Below are 22,187 nucleotides of genomic sequence, written 5' to 3' on the forward strand. Positions count from 1 at the left end.
CAATATATACCTAATACAATGCAAGAAGGAACAGTAAAATTCTTTAACGTTACCAAAGGTTTCGGTTTTATTACACCATCAAATGGTGGTCAAGATGTTTTCGTACATTCATCCGGTTTAATTCATGATATACGTGAAAACGACACCGTAACTTATGATGTAGAGAACGGCAAAAAAGGTCTTAGTGCAGTAAACGTACGCGTAGTATAACCTACGAAGGAAGATATCCACTTCTTTGACAAGTAGCAGATAGCGTTAGCGTTTATCTGCTTTTTTTTGCTAATATTAGGCGTTGATTGAATACGTTCGACGCAAGAAGCCTGTCTTTCCCGCAAGTAGCGATAAAGCGAGTTACAGGCAGTGACAATAGAAATCAACGGTACGTTTCGTCTGATTAAAAAAGGTAGCGCCCCCCTCCGACCACTCTAGATGAATTTAAGGATTAATAAGCGGTCAGCTCTCCGTAAAACAAGGGTTATTTTTGTTCAAAAAATTGCCCGATACGTTGATGTACCGAGCAATCTTTTTTTCTAAGATTTAATAGAAGCTCTCGTAATCGCCGCGCAGGAACAGCCATTGCAAAATAGGTGCCCCCTTGGTATTTGTCGTCGATGCCCAGGGATTATATGGGCCCAACTGCCATCCCAACACCGTATTGTAGTTCACCATGTTTGTCAAAAACAGTTTAGTTTTCGTCTCTCCATCAAAAGCCGTTTCACGCACCGTGACTTCTCCAGTTACATAGCTTGACGATGGTACGGGTGTTCCACTCTTGGTTACCACCACTTCTTCAGAAGCCCAGCAGTTTTCACACTGTGCTATCACACCGCTTACTAACCCCATAGCAGCAGATATTCTTCCTGCGGTACCATTGCCTGCATTTGTAATTCCTTCATTTAGTGCGACCAGCCCCTTTACCTTAGCATCCGTCCAGCCGATTATACCTCCTGCACCTTTACCCGAAACCGTATTAGACATTATTTTTCCGGCAGAAAAGCAATTTTCGAGCACACCACCGTCGTAAACTATACCTACTAAGCCACCCGCTCTACTATTGCTAGAACCAGAATTAGTAGCCGTTACATCTGCAGTCGAAAAACTATTTCTTACCACACTTGAAGCATTTCCATGGGGCTTGCCTACATTTCCGATCAATCCGCCCACCGCATCCGTTCCAACGACCTTACCCGTCGAGAAGCAGTTTTCTATAATCCCTACTTTCACCGGCTTGTCTGGCGAACGAAGGCCCAGATATCCCCCAAAAGCTCCGGCACCATTGGAAGATTCCACATCTACATTTACCAGTCCTAAGTTTTTACACGATCCAAACAACACACCAAAGAAACTACCATAGGATGATTTGGCTACCGTTAGGTTTTTGATCACATGCCCATCACCATCAAAATGAACGTAGCGCGCATATGGATCCACATTATTGAGTGGTACCCACGTGCGTCCCACCATGTCAATGTCAGCCGTTAGCCGAAAGTGGTAAGGATTCGTCTCCGTGTCAGCCCAGTTAAGTCCATGCATATTCTGTAAATGATCTGCATTTGCAATCAAATACGGATTTTGTTCGGTACCATCTCCACCGGCAAACTGTGCGCCGGCGTTCTTCTTTTTGACTAGAATAAACGTACGTAACAACCGTTGGCCATAATGGTTACGCACACCATTATCAGTCGGATAATTTACAATACCGTTTACGCCCTTATTCTGTATGTAAAGCGTAGAAGAACCTCCTCCATCCATGTTCAAGGCATTTTGCGGTGCAAAATACGTCGCCATAAATTGTGTCACTTCTTTCGCTGTCATACCCGCAGATTCCGTAAACCGTCCATCGATCGTCACCATAAGCAGCTTCTTATCCTCCGTTAGTGCCATTACAGTTCGCGGATGCCGTACACCCTGATGACGCCGATAATCTTCGTAATCCAAACCATTCAGATTTATACCGCTTACATCACCAATAAAATCTTCACCTACCCTTTGATAGTCGCTGATTAACATCGGCGAACCAGAAAAAACATTCAGGTAAGGCGACAGCATATAAGACTCTTTCGTACCGTACTCCATTTTCATGTCTTGCGATCCGTTATGGAAGATAGCACCTTCATGCTTCCAGAACCGCAGGTGTCCGCTGTTGAGTGTAACGGGCGACACGACGTTGCCATTTGCTTTTATAAAGCTTGCATCCGCTTCGTAAGTAGCATTGATACCAATTACAGCAAGCCGCTCATCCGCCACGGACGACAAGCTATCGAGCGCGGGCAAGGTCACGAATTCCAATTCATAATCCGGATTCGTTAGATCCAGTTCCACGACATTGATAAACTGGTTAGCCGTTTGTGTCTGGATATATTGTTCAAATTGATAATGAATTAGGCCGTTGTCCAGCGTATCCATGATCCAGCCCTCTTTGTTTTTGAGAGTCTCGTTTGATACCGGTGGGATGGGTTCCTGAATTTCAGGCAGCAGGTGATCGTAGCCTGCATTATCCAATAATGTTTTACTGCAGCTTCCTAATACGGTCGCAGCAATCAAAAACATGGTGTATAAACTCATACTATACATTTTCATAGTTATTTCCAGTTAGGATTTTGTACTAAAATATCGTTTGATAAATTGATTTCCTCTGATGGTATAGGGTATAAATAGTCTTTGTTTTCATCAAAAACCCGATTAATATTCCGGTGCACAATAATGTTCCCTTTGTTTCCTTCCGTCAGTTCGATATCCGTGCCTACCTCCAAAAACAGCGAAGCCGGCGAGCTTGGTCTAGTTCCTTGGTACAAGCAGAGGTCTATTGAACCATTGTTATCCAAGTCGTAATTACCCAATCCTGCAAAATACATCCCTAGCATTGGTTTTTCGAATAATTTCCCCGCCTTCCAGCGCATTACATCGTAGTATCGATGGCCTTCCATCGCTAATTCCACGGCCCTTTCCCTCCTTATTTCAAGGATAACTCCCTTGTTTGTGCCCGATACATTGGTATACCCGGTTTCCGCGCTCCCCAGATAAGGATCAGGATTCGCATTCGCATTCAGCATATTAAGCCCCGGCATATTCACGCGGGCGCGCAACAGATTTATCGACTTATCGAGGTCAGCCTGCGTAAGTTCATCCAGTTCAGCCTTGGCTTCAGCAAGGTTTAAATAGATCTCTGCAATCCGGAAAACGGGTATATCGGTCTCGCTTTTATCAAAGGGATCCGCTGCAGTACCCATCGTGTACTTGATCAAATGATATCCTGTTGTAGAATAGGATAAATTAGGGGCAACACGTACCGTAGAATTGATACGCGTATAACCCGGTGTACGGATCGTCTGTGCCAGTCTAGGATCGCGGTTTTGGGTCTCTTCCACAAATTCTTTCAGTTGGTAATTGGGCAAATCCGTAAACCTCCCACCAGAAGAAGTTAAGTAGCTATTTACCATCGTTTTTGAAAGACCTGGCCGTCCAGTGGTACTCGAATTCGTGTAATTTTGTACGTTGTGAAGCAGATTTAGCGATTCCTGGTAGTCCCTAGCCAGGATTACTTCCTGCGAAGTGATATTCGTCGTAGCAAAAAGATCACGATAAGGCGTAGACCCTGTACGGTAAAGCGTGTAACCACCTTCGTCCATTAATCTCTCAGAAGCTTCTACACATAATCGCAAATAGTTGTCTGCATCAGCTACACTATGGTATTTACGAAATGTACCTTCAAAAAGCGTCGCCCTGGATTTCAAGGCCAGCGCCGCCCATTTATTGACCCGATAAACCTGCTTGTTAGCAGGAAGGTGTTCGATCGCATAATCCAAATCCCGGACGATGGAATCGATGATGAGACTTCTGGAATCCCTCGGTTTAAAGAGCAATTCATCCGTCGATTCGATCACGGTATTAAACCAAGGCACTTCTCCAAAGCGTTTTAATTTTTCAAAATAGAAGTATGCTCTGAAGAACTTAGCCAGCGCATTATATTGGTTCCGAACGGTGACATCATCCGTCTGATGCGAATTTTGCAATAGGTAATTTACCCTACGCAACGCATCCCAAGACCATCCCGAACCTGTCGCTGGTATCATACGCTGACCCGACACCGCATCATTTAGTGGGCTAATGATTATCGCGTCCGCGTTATCACTGTAAATGTTCGGCCCTGTAAGCAAAATATCGGGGTAGAATTTGTTGCTATATAGCTCAAGCTCCTTTTCATTTGAGAAATACGTATCAGGTGACAAAGTTGCTAGTGGAGTTTTATTCAAATCACATGACGCCAGGAAGAAAAGACATCCTCCGAGGTACAACATGATGTAGCTTATTTTATTTTTCATGACTGCAATGATTAAAGACTAATGTCCAAACCGAACATAAATGTTTTCGCCCAAGGATATGTCCTTGCGGTGCTTGTTGATACATTGTGTGAATTTAATGTCGACGCTTGCTCAGGGTCGATATACCTGCTTTCAAGCTTTGTAAAAGTCAATAAATTCTCTCCGCTAAAATATACACGTAAGCGAGACAGGCCAGCTTTAGACGCTACCGAAGCGGGCAAGGAATATCCTACCGTTACATTTTTCAGGCGCAGATACATCAAATTCTGTACGTACTTTGTATTGGCGACGCCCAGCGAGCGGTTGGTATTATTAAGCGCGACGTAACCGCGGGGCCTTGGAAAATAGGCATCGGGATTGTCCTCGCTCCACACCTTACTTAAAAAATCCGAAGCAACAAAGCTCGAATATGGTCTAGAATATGGCCCCCAAAATTGGGACGCATCCGTTCCTGGATACCAATGCTGCCTTCCGATCCCGTGTACGAACACGGAAAGATCGATATTATTCCAATCTCCACCGAGGTTCACGTTAAAATTATACCGCGGCAATGCGTTTCCGATAATTCTCCGGTCTCCGGGATTATCCAATGTATTATCGCCGCGTGAAATGATTTTATCTCCGTTTAAATCCTCAAACTTCAGATCGCCGGCACGTAGACCCTGATCCACCGCCGATGAATTAATAATCGTGTTTACCGCGCGCTGATCCACGTCATAATTTGCTGCCTCTTCGTCCGATTTAAAAAAGCCGTTCACTTCATAGCCCCATATCGCACCCAGATCCTGTCCTTCATAAAAATTCGCTAAATTTTTGTTCGGATTGTCAAACCGTGTAATCTTGGTCGTATTATCCCCCATACCTGCGCCGATAAAATAGTTAAAATCTTTATGTCCGAGCTGAATTCTATCTTTCCAGTTTAGGCTAAATTCCCAGCCTTTGGTCATCAGATCAGATGCATTTTCTCTTGGTATATCGGCGCCATAATATGCCGGTATTGTTTTCCCTGCTGTAAGCATGTTCAATGTTTCGCGCCAATAGATATCACCGGTAAATGAAAATCTAGATTTGAATAGGGCTACATCCAAACCAAAATTCGTTGTATTAACCGTCTCCCAGGTCAGTGCGCTCGAGTTTGGTGCGCTCTCGGTTGCAAACGGAGCCCGTGCCCCCTCTCCAAATGAGTATTCCAAATTACCGCCTGCATTAATTGTCTGCAGGTAGTCATAGTATCCAACCTGCTGGTTGCCCAAGGAGCCATAGGATGCCCTGATCTTAAATCCATTTAGAACTTGTTGATCAATAGCTTGGAAAAAGTCTTCCTGATCTAACCGCCAGCCCGCAGAAAAAGAGGGGAAGAATCCAAACCGGTTTCCTTCGGAAAATCGAGAGGTCCCGTCATAGCGTCCAGCAGCTTCAAACAGGTACTTGTCTTTATACCCATAATTTGCGCGGTAAAAGGTTCCAAATATGGCGTATTCATTCTGTCCGCCATTGATTTCCAATACATCCCCTGTGGCAATCTCGAAATCGTCCAGCTGTGTACTCAGTAAGCCATCACGCGCCACTTTAATATCCTTTAGGTACTTGGTCTCGTAGTTATAACCTCCCATCAATTTTAAGTCGTGTGCACCATTGATCCTTGTCTCATAGGTGGCGTACGTATTTACGGCTTGGTATTCATGGTTCGTTTGGATTTCGTACAGCCTATTGTTACCTATTCCGGAGACGATATTTAATACTTCGCCCGGATATTTTGAATATTCCACATTTGCCGACCGATTCATTGTTTGGTAGTTGTAATGAATAAACCGGTAGCTGGATCGGAGCTCAAAACCCTTAAATGGGTGGATCACCGCCTCGATTGTTGGCGAGAATTCGCCCACCTTATCCATGTTTCGATGTAAGCCCTGAGAAAGCATAGCGGAATAACCGTCCATCACGTTGTAGTTGCTTATTGACGTACCGTATACATAGGTACCGTCCGGGTTTACCGGTACGATACTGGCCAGCGCATGATTTGATGAATTATCGAACGTTTTTTCTACACCACCCGGTCCGGGATATGCGTAGGCAGACTTAAAATAAGAGATGTTGGTATTTACATCCAACCATTTGTTAACGTTAAAATCTACCTTTGACCGCATATTGTATCGGGTAATATTGTCCGTATTCTGGCGAAAGATACCATCCTGCTTGTATAGATTACCCGACAGACTATATTGGATCTTATCCGAACTTCCATTCAGACTGATATTGTGCGTCTGCATTGGTCTGCGCAGGTTGTACAAGTGATTATACCAATCCGTATTACCATAATATACATAGCTATCCCGTCCGTCTCTATTTTCGACCACTACCCAGGGCCGTTCGGGATTTTCTGTTTTATCGTTTCTTCTGATCCACAATTGGTACATATCATCATCTGTGTAGCGTGTATAGTTGGAGCCCGCATAGTTCGAAAAAAACAGATCATTGATCGCGGCAGAATAAAAGCCTCTCGTTTCATAATCCGTATCCGTGGTAGACGCACTGATGGAGGTCTGTCCAGCATAAGAGATCGAAGCCCCGCCTTTTTTACCGCTCTTGGTCGTAACCAATATCACACCATACGAAGCCCTTGCGCCGTACACGGCAGCCGAAGAAGCATCCTTCAGTACAGTTACCGATTCCACATCGCTGGGATTGATGCGATTAATATCCCCCTCAAAACCGTCGATAATCACCAGCGGCGAGGCATTGTTCGAAATCGAATTCACACCGCGGATATTAAAACTCCCCGTTGCACCCGGTCTACCTGTCTCGAACCGCACTTGCAGATTAGGAACGGTACCTTGCAACAGCGAGGACACATTGGCCGCCGGCCTACTTTGCAAAAGTTTGGAATCCACAACAGTGGTTGCCCCCGTTAAGTTTTCTTTTCTTTGCGTACCATAGCCCACCACCACGACATTGTCTATTTCAGCTATAGCGAGTTGCATGCTAACCACAACATTATTTTCATCACCGACTTTCATCTCCCTCTTTTCATACCCCAAAGAAGTAAATTGTAGTGTAGGATCATTTCCCTGCACGACCATTGAAAAATGACCTGTGTCGTTGGTGATAGCTACGCTTTGGTATCCGATCTCCCTTACTGTGACGCCCGACAAGGGATTACCGCCGACATCAGATACTGTACCCGATATACGACGCTCCTGCTCTACTTGAGCCGAAAGCTCCGTTGGGGACCTACGTTTCATTTTTGATAGGATAATATTCTTATCTACTATCTTGTAATCCAGCTGGTATTTATTTGATAGATCCTTCATTACCTCTTCTACCTTAGCTTTTTTATAAGCTACACGGATTGCCTGACTATCAGGAACTACCGATTCATTATAAAAGACGTTATACCCAGTCTGGCGCTGCAGTTCGTTAAAGAGTTGCGCCATGTTAAGATTATTCCGTTTTAATGTAAAGGTTTGGCCGAATGTACTTGCGCAAAGCTGCAGATTGGCTACCAAAAATAAAGGAATAGTTAATGACAATTTCATTAAAATTGTGATTTTATGTGGAAAACACCGTCGTTGCAGTAAATACTTCCACGTTTTTTTTTCATACATTTGTAGTTGATTGATTATTAATTATTAACAGGTTATTTTCAATCCTAGGTCAAATTGACAAAAGCAGGGGCGGTCGCAACGCTCCTGTATTTTTGCATCTTTGATTTATTTTAATATTATTCTAGTACCAGCACCCTCCTTCCTTCGATTTTAAAGTGTATGGTTTCCGTTAGTTCTATTGTTCTGAGCAGTTTATGTATATCTTCGAAACGCGACAGCGTACCCGTAAAATAAGTGTCTTCAAAGTCACCTTTAAATACGACCTCAACATCATACCATCGGGCTATGCTTTCCAGCACTTCATGGATAGATGCTCTCTGAAAGGCAAAGTTCCCCTTCGTCCAGGCCATGGCATATAAGGGATCCACGTCATGCACTTCAAAAGCATGATCATTAAATATGGATTGCTGGTTAGGTTTTAAGATTACAGGTTGGTGTCCATCCGTCAGCGACTCCAAGCTTACTTTCCCTTCTATCAGCGTTGTTTTTACGTATTTGTCATAGCTATTGATATTGAATTCCGTACCTAGCACCTGTAGTCTTTGGTTGCCTGCATGCACGACAAAAGGAATAGATTTACCATCTCTATGACTTTTAGCCACATCAAAATACCCCTCACCCACCAGTTCGACGATGCGTTCATCGTCTTCAAAATAGACCGGATATTTAAGACTACTTTCTGCATTCAGCGATACCTGCGTACCATCAGGAAGTGCTATTCTGTATTGCCCTCCTTTTGGCGTTACAATGGTATTGTATACGGTTTGTTGTATAGGTTTGTCTTGTTTGTCATATTGGTAGTACACCTCGCCGTCTTTACTTTTCACGATCGAAAATCCTTCCCGATAAATTACCGTATCACCTTGAATCTGGTCAAGATTGACTATCGTGCCATCTTCCAGAAGGATGTGGGCCTTATCTCCACCTGGCGTAATAGCTAAATGTAATTGTGCGGATTCATCTGGTGTTACTGACCTATCTGGTCCAAACATATAATAAATGGAGGGTACTAAGAGCAGCAGGACAACAGCGGCCGCAGCAGCCCAAGACCAGGCTCTAAATGGTATTATTTTATGGGGGTTAGGTTTTGAACCGATTTGTTTTGCGATACGCGGGTCGTTTACAATACGGCGTAAAAGCTGGTCTTTTCCTGCCTTTAACGCATCATCTACCGTTACTTCATCGAGTTCGTCATAGACATCTTCTAATAGCGCCTGCTTTGTATGATTTGATAACAGTTCTTTGAGGATCTCGAGTTCCTCGGCGGTACACTTGCCCTGGTGGTATCTTTCTATTATTTCTTTGACCCGATGTTGATTACGCATAGTAGACATTTGCTTCTATCTATATACACGTTTTGAACATCAAATCGTACTAGCTCAAAATAAATTTTTTAATATAAAAAGTAACACAATCAGGTTACTGAGCTTAAAACGCACTATTTTCGTAGCGCTAGCGATGTGATTACGCACTGTATTTTTTGACAAACCGATATCGCGTGCTATTTCATCGTAAGATTTGTCTTCAAATTTATTCATTTTATAGACTAGTCGCTGTTGTTTCGGCAATTGCTCGATCACCTGCGTCAACATCTTATTCAAGTCTTTGGCGTCGATGTTGTGTTGGCATTCATCCGTCTGCTCCTTCCAATCAAGCGAGAATTGTTCTTGAAATTGTGTTTTGATCACTTGTTTCCTAAAGTGAGAAATAGCTAATCTTTTGGTGACGACATAGATATAAGGATAAATACCCGCTGCATCGATCAGCTTCGTCTTATTCAGAAATAGCTGAACAAACGCTTCGTGGACAATATCTTCCGTAGCTTCCATATCCCGGCATAGCCGATATACTTTCTGAACGATCACATCGTAGTAACGACTATAAATCTCTTCAAAGATGTGTTCATCGCCCGATTGAAAACGTAAAAATTCATCTGATGACAACTGATTTTCAATAAATTTCATCTATAAATCTTTGATCGGGTAAATATATTAGTCCAATTTTAACCTAATGTTAAGGATAAATAAAATTTTCAAAGTTTGCGTCATATCAAAATTAGAACTGGTTAAACGAAGATAATCAAAATAATATGATTTCCATCAATCTGTCGTTAAACCCATTCGTTCTTATCACAAAATCGCCCTACCTTTTACAGTAGGGCGTTATGATTTTGGCTAGCGCCTCTTTTTTCGCGGCAGTAATCTCGACAGCAAGTAGCTTACCACTGTGCCGACCGCAGCGAGTATGATCGTCTGGATCAAATCCGTCCAGGGGATTAAGCCCATGATGCTGCAACAACTCCCGCCCAATACTGGAAACCAACCGCCGCCATGGCTATTCATCGCGTTCCTCCTCTTTATCGGTTTCCTTTTCATTTTCTTCGCCAACATCGATGGAACCAATAATCACTTTTTCGCTTTTATCCTGTTGGTCTTCGCCTTCTGTATCGCGCTTTTCCTCATCGAGGACTGATTCCAAGATTCCGAGCCCGACGGCTACGTATTTTACGATATTGAGCGCCTTACCCGGCAATTTAATTGGAGCCAGCAGTACCACCTGTAGTGCCCGGCTGATTTTCTTTATAATGTTTTTCATTTCTACTTTGCGGATTCGCGAATTTGCCTATCTGCGTATTCGCCTATTACCAAAAACACTTCTGCTTCCATATCCCATAGGCTGTACACCAGTTCTTTCAACTTCTCGAGTGCCTTACGGCTGTGGTCGCCTGTACCTTCCCCCGTGAGCGTCGTAACCGGAGCGATGCAGCCATGTAACTCTTTCATCGCGTTATTGGCTGGATGGATCAGGATCGCTTCGCGCCCCAGAACAGCAGGGATTCCGATCTGCTCCCCGTGCTTATAGTACTTTGTCTTCTGCAGTTTGTATCTTCCTTCGGGGATGCAGCTCAGCCTTTGTGTATTGTTCCGCCATGGCAATTCGATCGTATGGCAAATTTGTTCACCTTTATAGGTGATGGTTCCGTTCGTTCCCTTCTCTCCGTATGTCCGTCGGAGATAGAGTGTGTGTGTATTCATTTAGTATTAAGTATTGAGTAGTGAGTATTAAGACCTAGCTATAGGTTGAGATCTGGAAGCCGGAACCAGGTAACCGAATCCAGCTACCTGATTCCCTGCTTCTAGACACCAGTCACTGATCACCAGTTACTAGTCACTAATCAGTAGCCACCTAACTCCCGGTCATGCTAACCTAGGCTATGGCTCCATGTCCTCACCGTATGCTTTGATCACCGTTGTAATGTTTTTCGGTGTATCCAGCATGGTGATCCGATAGATCACATTTTCATAGTCTGCGTTTGCCACAGTAGCCGTATAGCTCCACTCGACGTTATCGGCATCGAGGGGAACTGCCAGTCCGGATTCGATCAGGACTTCACTTTGATCCAGGATCTCGATATTGATCTCTGTGACCTTCATGATATCTTTGATCAGGAAATTGAGCTCATCGCCTACCGCGCCTTTGTAGTTGATGTCGTTGAGCCGGCGCACCTGGGGAGCCGTAAAATAGTCCTTGAATGCTACGTTGTATGCCGACTGGTTGATGTTCGCTTTTGCGGCATACGCAGCTTTCAGCTCCTCGTCCTTGATCGCCTTCTTTGCATATAGTGATGCATCCAAGAAGCGGTTCTGCACTCTCAGCTGCTTTTCGCTAACCGGTCTGTCGACCGCTGCGGCTCTGGGTCTTTTTGCGATAATCGTCTGATCGCCTTTTTGACGGAAGACTAGATTTCTTCCTACTTTACCTGATGCTCCCTGCATCACCACATTGTCTTTTGACTTTGCCATTTTTTTAGTTTTTATTACTGTTAAAAAATTTGTTCAGATAAGCTTTTCGGGGTACCCTTTCGATCGGCTTACTGAAACAAAGGTTTATAAAATATTTCATAAATAAATGACAATCAACTTATTGTGAATGATTACGAACGAATATGAACGATTACGAATGATTATGATGTGGATCGGGAATATATTGCATTTTGCCAGTCGTGTCTTGGTCATTTCTTGGGAGTTTCTTGTTTATAGACAGGGTATAGGCTGTACTGCGGTAGGCTCTGGCTAGGGTGATCCTTGGGTTGCGCTAGGCTTGTTGTTGTATTGCGCTAGGCTTGTTCTTTGGTTGGACTAGGCTCAGGCTAGGGTGACTGTAAGGTGAAGTTGGTGGATAAGATCGCCACACCTTCGTGCCTCAGGTTCGCGATGACGACGATGTTATTATCGCGATGACGGGATAACTCACTCGATACTAGACAACTCGTCGATGGTGATCATATATATGACGGTGCTATGGACCGTCATTTTTTGGCTGGCTATTATTTGAAAGCGTGCGGTACTTTCTAATTGTTTCGAGTACTTCATCTGCCAGGTAGAAATCCGTTGAATCGAGTTCATAAGTGTCGAMRAGMTTTTTCATCCGGAAGAATTTGGTATTTCCAGATTTAAACAAGTCTTTGAGATCCGTATTGTCCATGAGCATTTTTTTAAGCATTTCTTTATCTACGGGGATCTTCATCGAAACCAGTTTGGCGATAAGGTTATTTTGTTTTTTGGTAAGTTTGATGTTCTTTTTCTGTTGTTCAATTAAAATTTGTAGTAAGTTTTCCATGTAGTTTTACATTGTGCTTCTTCTTTATCCAGGCCTCAGATGCACGTATTACTACTTCTACGGCCCGTTCACATAATTGCGAAGCCAGTCCGGCCGATACGAATTCTATCGAAAAACACATGCAAACCCTCCTCACGAAGCGGTTAAAAAATTGGTTAGCTATCTTATCCCTGTAAAGTCGGGAGTCAGCCTTTAAGATCCGGCACCTCCCTTCGCGTTGATCTGTTCGAGCCTACGTAATATCCCTCTTATTGGCTTTTCTAGACGTTCAAAACTTTTGTCCGTCATCGCGCTGTATTTACGACGCAAGCTCGCCGCCGAAATGTTGATCTGTCCCTGACCGAAAAATACAGACTCACCCTATTAAATGCTGCCCCCAGCTGGTCAACCTCTATCAGGTCAACTTCCTGCATGAGCCGTAAAAGCATAAGCATTTCATCGACTGTGAGGTTAAACCTGACTTTGTCTTCGACATGTGATACCAACCAATGCTCCAGACAAGCTTGATAAAACCGGAACAGATCATCCAGAAACATGGCGAGCGCACCCGCATCCAATTTTTCCTTCTCCATGTAGATCTCCAACAGTTCACGGCGAAAGCTAAGCTGCTGCACCGTGTCAGCCATCGCTGACGTGCAGGCTATGAATGCTGTTTCGACCTGCTGTTGCAACCTTAGCAGTTCGTCTTTTTCCAGCTTTACTCCCTGTGCCCCTTCCCGGGCCTTGTCCTGTAGACCAAAAATAAGCTGCCGCAGTCGCGTCAGTTCGGTTTGCCACTGTTGCCCTGTCATGCGTCTTTGCCAAAAACGTGTGCTAATACAGCCGGTTTAAACGTGTTGGATACCTTCAACTCCTCGTGGTTGCCGCGGAGCTGGAGATACTGCCCTTGAATACCGCGGATACGATTACGGGCTACAATCCCCGACTGCGAAATTTGTATGAAACGGTGGGGTGGAATTGCAATAGTATACTAGAGATTTTTTTTCGTCAGATATTTTTTTTGAGATGCATTTATTTAGATTCCTTTTGGATGCAAATTATGCGGCTCTTTTTCTGTTCATTATCGTTTTTTCAACCTCTAAGGGAGTCAAATAACCTAATGAGGAATGGATTCTTTTCCTGTTGTACCAAACCTCTATGTATTCAAATATAGCCAGGTATGCCTGTTTCTTAGTTTTGAAAGTTCTTTGATAAACCATCTCAGTTTTCATTGTTTTAAAGAAACTCTCTGCAACTGCATTATCCCAACAGTTTCCTTTCCTGCTCATACTCTGAATTATTGGTAATCCCATCAACTGCTGCCTAAACTCCAAGCAAGCATACTGAACTCCCTGATCAGAGTGGAATATTAGTTTATCCCCAATTCCCCTGTATGCTATTGCCATCCGGAATGCGCTAACCGTTGTGTTTCTGGCTTCCATACTATCACTTAGTGACCAGCCAATTACCTTTCTATCCGCAAGGTCGATAACCGTTGTCAAGTAAACCCATCCAGCACCTGTGCGTATATAAGTAAGGTCCGATACCCATTTTTCTCCTAACCCTGTAGCCGAAAAATCTCTGTCAAGGACGTTTGCTGCCACAGGATGCACATGATCTGAGTCCGTTGTTTTCACCCATTTCTTGCGTATAACACTTTGAATCCCTGCCTTCCGCATTATCCTGGCTACTCTTGGCCTGGATGCTTGGATACCTTTTTCAGCGAGCTTTGCAGTAATCCTTGGACTCCCGTAAACTTTTTTGCTCTCGCTATGTATCTCACTGATTTCTTTTAACAGAAAGACATTTTCAACTTGACGTTTGCCCTTGGGGTGATTTAACCAATAATAGAAACCACTGTTGCTTACCCGAAACACTCTACACATCATTTCAACTGGAAATATTCTTCGGTGCTCTCTTATAAATCCGAATATCTCCCGTCTCCCTTGGAAAAGATGCCGACCGCCTTTTTTAAAATATCGCGTTCCATTTGGGCATCTTTTAGCTCTTTTTGAAGTTTTTTGATCAGCTTCTGGTCTTCAGTCAATTCTGCTACTCCTTGACTGGACTCTGATTCCCGTTGTCTCCATTTACTCAAAATAGTCTGGCTGATGCCTAATTCATCAGCTACTTCTTTTACAGATCCTTTGGTGTAAGAAAGCTCTATAGCCATCTTTCTGAAGGATTCATCAAACACTCGTCTGCCCATATATTCAAATTTAAAAGTTTCTTTCTAAATCTGACGACTAAATCCCTCTAGTCAAATGTAGCAACTCCAAATCCAATAGGATAGAAACAGATTGCGAACGTGTCAACCTTACCTGTGGGCAGTATATCGAATGACTTTGTCCGCTGCCCCATTATCATTGCAGTGTCCTGAAGGATAGATTCGGTGTCAGAAGTATATTTTTTAATCTTGTCTGCAAAATTGAAAGTCATTTCTATACAGCCATCTGGTATGATTTTTTGCTTCTGATTCTTTGGGTCAAAAGGCACTTGTAGAGTCCAATAGAACTTGACTAATGAATCTAAATCAGAGTGTGGTTGAAATGTCTTATAATCCATATATACGCTGTATTTTAAAAGTATTTGTGAATGTTAGATAGTTAGCGGAGCTTCACAATCTGACAAATGCTTTGATTATTACTAAAATCAAGGTTTGTTTGCACTGGACTTAGTTGAAAATACCAAAGTTTAAGATATTCAAATTTTAAAAAAAAACACCTTGGGTATTGATAGAAGTTATGGACAAATACTGCCACCCACTGCCTTATACTGTCACATTCTCATAGCCACTCCACTTAGCCTTTAAATTCACGCTCGAACATTAAAACTTAAGATAATGCAGGGCGAAGATGATTTAAGAGGGCTTGCCAAGATAATGGCATTTATGCGGGCAGTCAGTATTCTTTTGGTGCTGATGCACCTTTATTGGTTCTGCTACGGATTCTTTTTAGAACGTGGCTGGACGTTGGAAGTAATCAATAAAATATTAGGGAATTTCGACAGAACAGCCGGTTTGTTTACGCATACCCTGTACACCAAAGTATTTGCTTTGGTGTTGCTGGCTTTAAGCTGTTTGGGTACAAGGGGCGTAAAGAATGAGAAGATAACTTGTTCTAAGATTTATGTGGCTTTGGGAATTGGCTTTGTGCTGTTTTTTCTGAATACGCCATTGCTAAAGCTATCTCCGATAATAGGCACTTTTCTATATATCCTTACAATCTCATTAGGATATATTGCCTTACTGATGGCTGGCGTATGGATGGGCCGATTGCTTCGCACCAATTTAATGGACGATGTTTTCAATAATGAAAATGAAAGTTTCCAGCAGGAAACTAAATTGATGGAAAACGAATATTCTGTCAATCTCCCCACGAAGTTTTATTACAAAGGAAAGTGGAACAATGGCTGGATTAACATAGTCAATCCTTTTCGAGCCTCGATTGTGTTGGGTACTCCGGGTTCAGGAAAATCTTATGCAATAGTAAACAATTACATCAAGCAACAGATTGAGAAAGGCTTCTCAATGTACATCTACGATTTCAAGTTTGACGACCTATCTACCATTGCATACAACCATTTATTGAAGCATCGGGATAAATACAAGGTTCAACCCAAATTTTACGTCATCAATTTTGACGATCCACGCAAGAGCCACCGTTGCAATCCGCTAAATCCTGATTTTATGACGGATATTTCAGATGCGTATGAAGCGGCATATACTATCATGCTAAACCTCAACAGGTCTTGGATACAAAAACAAGGTGATTTTTTTGTGGAAAGTCCCATCATATTGCTTGCAGCCATTATTTGGTATCTAAAAATCTATGAAAATGGCAAGTATTGCACATTCCCGCACGCTATCGAATTGTTGAACAAAAAGTATTCAGATGTATTCACGATTTTAACCTCATATCCTGATTTGGAAAATTATTTGTCGCCCTTTATGGATGCGTGGCAGGTGGCGCACAAGACCAGTTACAGGGACAAATAGCATCGGCAAAAATTCCGTTATCAAGAATGATTAGCCCGCAACTGTACTGGGTAATGACAGGTGATGACTTTACGCTTGACATCAATAACCCGAAAGAACCCAAGATTTTATGCGTAGGAAATAATCCCGACCGTCAAAATATCTATTCGGCAGCTTTGGGCTTATATAATTCACGGATTGTAAAGCTGATTAACAAAAAAGGACAATTGAAAAGTTCGGTTATCATAGATGAGTTACCCACGATTTATTTCAGGGGACTGGATAACCTTATCGCAACGGCGAGAAGTAATAAGGTAGCAGTATGTTTGGGCTTTCAGGATTTTTCGCAATTAACAAGGGATTACGGCGACAAAGAAAGCAAGGTCATTCAGAACACCGTCGGTAATATATTTAGTGGCCAGGTTGTTGGTGAGACGGCAAAAAGCCTATCGGAACGTTTCGGTAAAGTGTTGCAGAAACGTCAGAGTATGACGATTAACCGCAATGATAAATCTACCTCTATTTCCACACAGTTAGACAGCCTTATACCTGCATCGAAAATCTCAACTTTAACACAGGGTATGTTTGTAGGTTCGGTATCGGATAACTTTGATGAACGTATCGAGCAGAAGATATTTCACGCCGAAATTGTGGTGGACAATGAAAAGGTAGCTATGGAAACCAAAGCCTATCAGAAGATACCTCAAATTCTGTCTTTTGTAGATGAACAAGTAGAGGATAGAATGAAACAGGAAATTGAAAACAACTACCGGCAGATTAAGTCTGACATTCTGCATATTGTTGAAAGCGAAATGGAGCGGATAAAGAATGATCCTGATTTACAGCATTTGATGAAACAAATATGAGTCATAAATGCTTTGTAAAAGCCAAAAAAATATTTAAATTTGTCACATGAGAATGACTGTAATGTTATAATATCCTTTTTTTAGCTTAGTTCTTAAGCGATATGCCGTGTATTCTCTACACGGTGTGGTATTCTATTTATAAAATTTTATTAATAACCTAAACTAATTGATCAACAAGTGATTGTTGCTCGTTATTAGTTTTTTATCTCAAAAAATTATGTCAGAAATACTAAGTAAAAAGGAAATAGAACAGTTCATTCACAATGGTTTTGTTCGCATTGAAAATGCATTTTCCAAAGAAATTGCAGATGCAGCTTTAGATATATTATGGAATGACCTTCCTTGCGATAGATCTAATCCCTCCACTTGGACTGAGCCTGTTATACGGCTTGGCATGTATACGCAGCAACCATTTATCGAGTCGCTAAATAGCAAAAAAATGCATTCGATATTTGACCAATTGATTGGTAAGGATAGATGGATACCTTGCCGAAGTGTTGGCACATTTCCTGTCAGATTCCCTTCAGATCAGGAGCCGAACGATACAGGTAAACATGTTGATGTGAGTTTTCCTGGAAATGATCCTGACAATTATTTTGAATGGAGATCCAATTTAAAATCAAAGTTCAGAGCTTTATTGATGCTCGTATTGTATTCGGATGTCAGCGAAAATGATGCGCCAACGGTTATTTATGAAGGCTCGCACATTGATATAGCGAAGCTATTGATGAACGAAGGTGATGCGGGTCTTTCATTCATGGAAATTACAAATAAGCTAGACACACTGCCTGAAAGGAAACAGGTATATGCCACAGGTAAAGCAGGTACAGTTTATTTATGTCACCCTTTTTTAGTTCATTCGGGTCAAGCTCATAGAGGAGCTGTTCCTAAGTTTATGGCCCAACCACCATTGCTATTGAAAGGAGAATTGTCTGTTTCAGATTCTACTGATGGTTATGCTCCGGTTGAAGAGGCTATTCGGTTAGCTTTAGAATAATCAGCGGTGAATTCTACATTAAGAGGTTGCTTTGTGCAGCCTCTTTTTTTTAATTTTGTATTATTTGTAGTTAATTATTTTTTATACACAATGTATTATCAGAAGATTATTCCAATAAGACCTTTACAGGATTATATCCGGTATTTTTGGGTATTGGAAGATATTGGAGATAAAACTTTCAAAATTATACCAGACGGATTGCCGGGGCTCATATTTCAAGAAGAAGCAAACCTATTTCTTAACAACGAGCAGCAAATTTTGCCACAGATGTTCCTGTATGGTCAAACAACCTGCCATGGTGAGCAAAAAGCAACTGCGAGTTTCAGAAGCATTGGTGTATATCTACAACCGACAGCACTAAAAGCCATTTTCAATATAGACGCTTTCGAGCTGACTAACCAACATATTCCAATTGACTGCATTACTGCAGACCCAATTCTGGAGCAACTTGCAAATGCAGCTTCTATATCTGAGAAAATAGAAATTATCTCAAATTTCTTTCTCGAGCGGATACAACAAGTAAAGGTTTATGCTGCAAAAGCAGATTTTGCAACCCTGCTTTTAAACAACGGAAAAACTTTGAAAGACGTTCAAATGGAAATGAATTTGTCTGAGCGATCTTTGGAAAGATTGCTAAAGCAATATGTCGGAATCTCCCCAAAGGTATTTTCAAGGATTGTCCGTTTTCAGTCGGGCTTGCAAGCATTACGACAAAATGATTTCAATAATCTTACAGGGATAGTATATCAAAATGATTATTTTGATCAATCTCACTATATAAGAGAATTTAAAGAATTCACGGGAATGAACCCAAAACAGTTCATTCATCAAACCAATGAAAAGGTAGAAAACTTTCCCGAATGGAAAATATAATCCCTGTCGGTTTTATCCAATTTTGATCTTTCAAGTCACCATAATTTTGTTCCATCACAAAAATTAAAAATGATGAACAACATAATTACCTGGTTTGAACTGCCTGTCAACGATTTTGACAGGGCGAGGAAGTTCTATGAGAATGTATTGGAAATTTCATTAACACAAATGGAAAATGAGGGTTTTAAATCCTTGGCTTTTCCATTTGACGGAAGTAATGTCTCTGGCTCATTGGTGCAAAATCTGGGCAACGGCCAGAATAACTCCATAATGTTATATTTTAATGCTGGTCAAAAATTAAGCCCTGCTCTTGAAAGAGTGAAAGTCAACAACGGTAAAATTATAATGGAGACAATGCGGATAAAATCGGGGGTCATAGCACAGGTTTTGGACAGTGAGGGCAACAAGATTGCGTTATTTGCATTAGAAGCTTAAACCAAACATAAAGTTATGATAGCCATTACAGGAGCAAACGGAAATCTAGGCAAAGCGACTATTCATTTTTTATTAAAGAAAGTCCCTCCAACAGATATTATTGCCATTGTCAGGAATCCTGAAAAGTTAACCGGTTCGCATATTGAGAATGTAAAGATCCGCAAGGCAGACTATAATAACCGGGTGGAATTAGAGAAAGCATTAAAAGGAGTTACGACGTTGCTTCAAATATCTGCCACAAGCACTGGCGAAACGGGAAGGCAACAAGAAAAAAATGTGGTGCTGGCAGCAAAAGCAGCGGGTGTAAAACGCATAGTCTATACAAGCAGCCTCAAACCTAAATCTAACGCTCATTTTCTGGCTACGCATCAGGCAATGGCGACCGAACAGGAAATTCTTCAATCAGGTTTAGCTTATATTTTTTTAAGAAACAGTCTATATATGGAAGTCATTCCGGGGCTGATTGGAAGTACTATCGAAACTAAAGAAATCCGTTATCCATCTGGTGACGGAAGAGTGAGTTTTGTTTCGCGACTAGACATAGCGGAAGCCCTTGCAAGCATACTTATAGGATGTGAGCATGATAATCAAATCTATGAGATAACGGGAGATACTGCTTATTCATTTGCTGAATTGGCACAACTGATAACAGAAGAAAAGAGCGACATAAAAATAAATCATACTGATATTTCAGAAAAAATTTTCAGAGAAGAGTTGACGAACTACCAAATGCCTAGTGATGTGGTCGATTTGCTGGCAAGCATGGCCAGCGGTATTAAATATAATGAATTTTCTTATACAGATAAGACACTAGAAAGAATACTTCATAGAAAACCATTAGCATTGGCTGAATATATTAAAAGCTTGTAGTTATGTTATTTAAGGAGATACATCTACAAGGTATTAAATCGGGGAAAATCAATTTGGCTTTTCGCAAGTGGCAAAAGGCTTCTGTAAAAATCGGGAGCCTTCTGCATACCTCAGTTGGTCTGGTTGAAATCCTTAATATCGAAGTGGTCAACGAAATTGATGTAACCGACAATGACGCTTCAGATGCTGGTTTTGCCGACAAGAAGCAATTGCTTAAATCATTTACATCCAGCAGCACAGGAAAAATTTTCAAAATATCTGTTAGTTATCATTCCGCAGACCCGAGAATTAAGCTGAGACAACAAACGGAGCTATTAGAACAACAATTTGAAAACCTGAGAAAGAAATTGGAAAGGCTTGATAACTACAGCAAGCAAGGATACTGGACTGGAAAGATATTATTAACGATAAAACACAATCCCAATTTACACGCCGTAGGAATTGCGAAATTAACGGGTTTTAAAAAAGAATGGCTTAAGCTGAACATCCGTAAATTAAAAAATATGGGCTTGACCATAAGCCATAATATTGGTTACGAAATATCTCCTTTAGGAGAACACTTCTTATCAAGGTCGAGTAAGGACTAATCTATACTTTACCATTTCACATACAAAGAGATTATCTATTCTGAGCGTTTATGATAAATGCTATTTCTTTTGATTTCCATTATCATTTCGGGATTTTCAAATACGTCAAAACCAATTTTTTTATAAAGGAAATGTGCGTCTAAAGTGACTAACAGTATTCTTCGCAGCTTTTGTGTCCATTCTAAATTAAAAAGATAATCCATGAGTAGATTTGATAGCCCTTTTCCCCGGTGCTTATCCAGTATATAGACATCGGCAAGATAAGCGAAGGTTGCGTAATCTGTGATCAGTCTTGCAAAACCTACTTGATTGTCGCTTTCAAATATTCCGACACAAAATGAATTTCTTAACGATGCTTCGACAGTATCAATTGATATACCGGATGCCCAATAGCTTTGGATTAAAAACGAATGTATAGCCTTTACATCCATGTTTTCAAAACCTTGCTTTATAAAGTAATTTTCCATAATTGCTATATGCTGTTGGTTTTCACTTTCCGATTATGCCCGTCTATAAGAACCACACTCATCAAAAACTCGAAATCGTGTAATACCATTTTTCCTTCCCTAAATGCCAATAGTAGGTTTATGATGAACAGGAAAATTGCATGATTTTGCGATGTAACACATTTCATTCGCCTTTTTGTGCAAATCAATTGCAGTCTCGATCATCGATGTCTCGCTTACCGTTACAACGGGGTTTAAAGTGACATCCCTGAAAAAACCACTTCCATCCTCAGTTTCCTGCATTACTCCGCTTGCATTCTCTTCATATTTTAGAACTACGACCCCGGCCTCAGCACACAAGTGAAGATACCAAAGCATATGACACGCCGAAAGCGAAGCTACCAATAGCTCTTCAGGATTATAACGCCTTTTATCGCCCCTAAATGCAGGGTCAGATGATCCCGGGATTGTAGGTTTATCTGTCCCAGATATATCAAAATCTCTCTTATAAGCGCTGTAGCTACTGGTGCCGGTACCAATGTTACCGATCCAATTCATTTCTACATTATAAAAGTGTTCTTTTCTCATCAATTCGTTTTTTGTTTAGTATT

Annotated in this window: 22 protein-coding genes and 1 pseudogene; 7 read left to right on the top strand and 16 right to left on the bottom strand. The window is 41.6% G+C overall.

The window, feature by feature from the left end; all coding sequences use genetic code 11:
• The first annotated feature begins 18 nt into the window (after window positions 1-18).
• Window positions 19-210, top strand: a complete 192-nt coding sequence (locus tag C4F40_RS08375; protein ID WP_196938885.1) for a cold-shock protein — start codon at window positions 19-21, stop codon at window positions 208-210.
• A gap of 327 nt (window positions 211-537) precedes the next feature.
• On the opposite strand, the gene C4F40_RS08380 is transcribed toward C4F40_RS08375, so the two are convergent.
• The 14 genes from C4F40_RS08380 to C4F40_RS08445 all read right to left on the bottom strand — a co-directional run bounded on the left by C4F40_RS08380 (window position 538) and on the right by C4F40_RS08445 (window position 15,091).
• A complete protein-coding gene (locus tag C4F40_RS08380; protein WP_196938886.1) occupies window positions 538-2,565 on the bottom strand; it encodes a phosphodiester glycosidase family protein in 2,028 nt (675 codons plus the stop codon).
• Window positions 2,566-2,582: 17 nt separating this feature from the next.
• A complete protein-coding gene (locus tag C4F40_RS08385) occupies window positions 2,583-4,322 on the bottom strand; it encodes a RagB/SusD family nutrient uptake outer membrane protein (RefSeq protein ID WP_231389967.1) in 1,740 nt (579 codons plus the stop codon).
• A gap of 11 nt (window positions 4,323-4,333) precedes the next feature.
• A complete protein-coding gene (locus C4F40_RS08390) occupies window positions 4,334-7,858 on the bottom strand; it encodes a SusC/RagA family TonB-linked outer membrane protein (RefSeq protein WP_196938887.1) in 3,525 nt (1,174 codons plus the stop codon).
• 185 nt (window positions 7,859-8,043) lie between these two features.
• Window positions 8,044-9,252: a FecR family protein gene (locus tag C4F40_RS08395; RefSeq protein ID WP_196938888.1), complete on the bottom strand. Its 1,209-nt coding sequence runs from the start codon at window positions 9,250-9,252 to the stop codon at window positions 8,044-8,046.
• Between the two features lie 54 nt (window positions 9,253-9,306).
• Window positions 9,307-9,891 carry an RNA polymerase sigma factor gene (locus C4F40_RS08400; protein ID WP_196938889.1) on the bottom strand — a complete coding sequence of 195 codons (585 nt, stop codon included), beginning with the start codon at window positions 9,889-9,891 and terminating at the stop codon, window positions 9,307-9,309.
• Window positions 9,892-10,261: 370 nt separating this feature from the next.
• Window positions 10,262-10,522 carry a hypothetical protein gene (locus tag C4F40_RS08405; protein WP_196938890.1) on the bottom strand — a complete coding sequence of 87 codons (261 nt, stop codon included), beginning with the start codon at window positions 10,520-10,522 and terminating at the stop codon, window positions 10,262-10,264.
• 2 nt (window positions 10,523-10,524) lie between these two features.
• Window positions 10,525-10,962 (bottom strand): DUF5675 family protein, encoded by a 438-nt coding sequence (locus tag C4F40_RS08410; RefSeq protein ID WP_196938891.1) that lies wholly within the window; start codon window positions 10,960-10,962, stop codon window positions 10,525-10,527.
• 177 nt (window positions 10,963-11,139) lie between these two features.
• Window positions 11,140-11,730 carry a hypothetical protein gene (locus C4F40_RS08415; RefSeq protein WP_196938892.1) on the bottom strand — a complete coding sequence of 197 codons (591 nt, stop codon included), beginning with the start codon at window positions 11,728-11,730 and terminating at the stop codon, window positions 11,140-11,142.
• A gap of 496 nt (window positions 11,731-12,226) precedes the next feature.
• A complete protein-coding gene (locus C4F40_RS08420) occupies window positions 12,227-12,547 on the bottom strand; it encodes a hypothetical protein (RefSeq protein ID WP_196938893.1) in 321 nt (106 codons plus the stop codon).
• A 284-nt stretch (window positions 12,548-12,831) separates the two neighbouring features.
• Window positions 12,832-13,173, bottom strand: coding sequence for a hypothetical protein (locus C4F40_RS08425; protein ID WP_196938894.1), 342 nt, complete (start codon window positions 13,171-13,173; stop codon window positions 12,832-12,834).
• Window positions 13,166-13,351 carry a hypothetical protein gene (locus C4F40_RS08430; RefSeq protein WP_196938895.1) on the bottom strand — a complete coding sequence of 62 codons (186 nt, stop codon included), beginning with the start codon at window positions 13,349-13,351 and terminating at the stop codon, window positions 13,166-13,168. Before C4F40_RS08430 ends, C4F40_RS08425 begins: the two co-directional genes overlap by 8 nt.
• 233 nt (window positions 13,352-13,584) lie before the next feature.
• On the bottom strand, window positions 13,585-14,460 hold the full coding sequence (locus C4F40_RS08435; protein WP_313785378.1) for an IS3 family transposase: 876 nt from the start codon (window positions 14,458-14,460) through the stop codon (window positions 13,585-13,587).
• Entirely contained in the window at window positions 14,445-14,735 is a 291-nt protein-coding gene (locus C4F40_RS08440) for a transposase (protein ID WP_196938896.1), read from the bottom strand. Before C4F40_RS08440 ends, C4F40_RS08435 begins: the two co-directional genes overlap by 16 nt.
• A 47-nt stretch (window positions 14,736-14,782) precedes the next feature.
• On the bottom strand, window positions 14,783-15,091 hold the full coding sequence (locus C4F40_RS08445) for a DUF6597 domain-containing transcriptional factor (protein WP_196938897.1): 309 nt from the start codon (window positions 15,089-15,091) through the stop codon (window positions 14,783-14,785).
• A 277-nt stretch (window positions 15,092-15,368) separates the two neighbouring features.
• Here C4F40_RS08445 and mobC point away from each other — a divergent pair.
• The 6 genes and pseudogenes from mobC to C4F40_RS08475 all read left to right on the top strand — a co-directional run bounded on the left by mobC (window position 15,369) and on the right by C4F40_RS08475 (window position 21,130).
• A pseudogene (gene mobC, locus C4F40_RS08450) lies at window positions 15,369-17,368 on the top strand (conjugal transfer protein MobC).
• 217 nt (window positions 17,369-17,585) lie between these two features.
• Window positions 17,586-18,365: a phytanoyl-CoA dioxygenase family protein gene (locus C4F40_RS08455; RefSeq protein ID WP_196938898.1), complete on the top strand. Its 780-nt coding sequence runs from the start codon at window positions 17,586-17,588 to the stop codon at window positions 18,363-18,365.
• A gap of 90 nt (window positions 18,366-18,455) precedes the next feature.
• Window positions 18,456-19,238: a helix-turn-helix transcriptional regulator gene (locus C4F40_RS08460; protein WP_059136918.1), complete on the top strand. Its 783-nt coding sequence runs from the start codon at window positions 18,456-18,458 to the stop codon at window positions 19,236-19,238.
• 69 nt (window positions 19,239-19,307) lie between these two features.
• The gene (locus tag C4F40_RS08465; RefSeq protein ID WP_059136919.1) at window positions 19,308-19,673 is read left to right on the top strand and encodes a VOC family protein; all 366 of its coding nucleotides are present in this window, start codon (window positions 19,308-19,310) and stop codon (window positions 19,671-19,673) included.
• A gap of 15 nt (window positions 19,674-19,688) precedes the next feature.
• Window positions 19,689-20,543, top strand: a complete 855-nt coding sequence (locus C4F40_RS08470; protein WP_196938900.1) for an SDR family oxidoreductase — start codon at window positions 19,689-19,691, stop codon at window positions 20,541-20,543.
• A gap of 2 nt (window positions 20,544-20,545) precedes the next feature.
• On the top strand, window positions 20,546-21,130 hold the full coding sequence (locus tag C4F40_RS08475) for an ASCH domain-containing protein (RefSeq protein ID WP_196938901.1): 585 nt from the start codon (window positions 20,546-20,548) through the stop codon (window positions 21,128-21,130).
• 35 nt (window positions 21,131-21,165) lie between these two features.
• Here C4F40_RS08475 and C4F40_RS08480 read toward each other — a convergent pair whose 3' ends face one another.
• Together C4F40_RS08480 and C4F40_RS08485 are read right to left on the bottom strand one after the other, a co-directional pair.
• Window positions 21,166-21,597, bottom strand: coding sequence for a GNAT family N-acetyltransferase (locus C4F40_RS08480; RefSeq protein ID WP_196938902.1), 432 nt, complete (start codon window positions 21,595-21,597; stop codon window positions 21,166-21,168).
• Between the two features lie 99 nt (window positions 21,598-21,696).
• Window positions 21,697-22,164, bottom strand: a complete 468-nt coding sequence (locus C4F40_RS08485; RefSeq protein ID WP_196938903.1) for an OsmC family protein — start codon at window positions 22,162-22,164, stop codon at window positions 21,697-21,699.
• Window positions 22,165-22,187: the final 23 nt, after the last annotated feature.

This window comes from Sphingobacterium pedocola, assembly GCF_015209965.1.
Classification (GTDB): domain Bacteria; phylum Bacteroidota; class Bacteroidia; order Sphingobacteriales; family Sphingobacteriaceae; genus Sphingobacterium; species Sphingobacterium pedocola.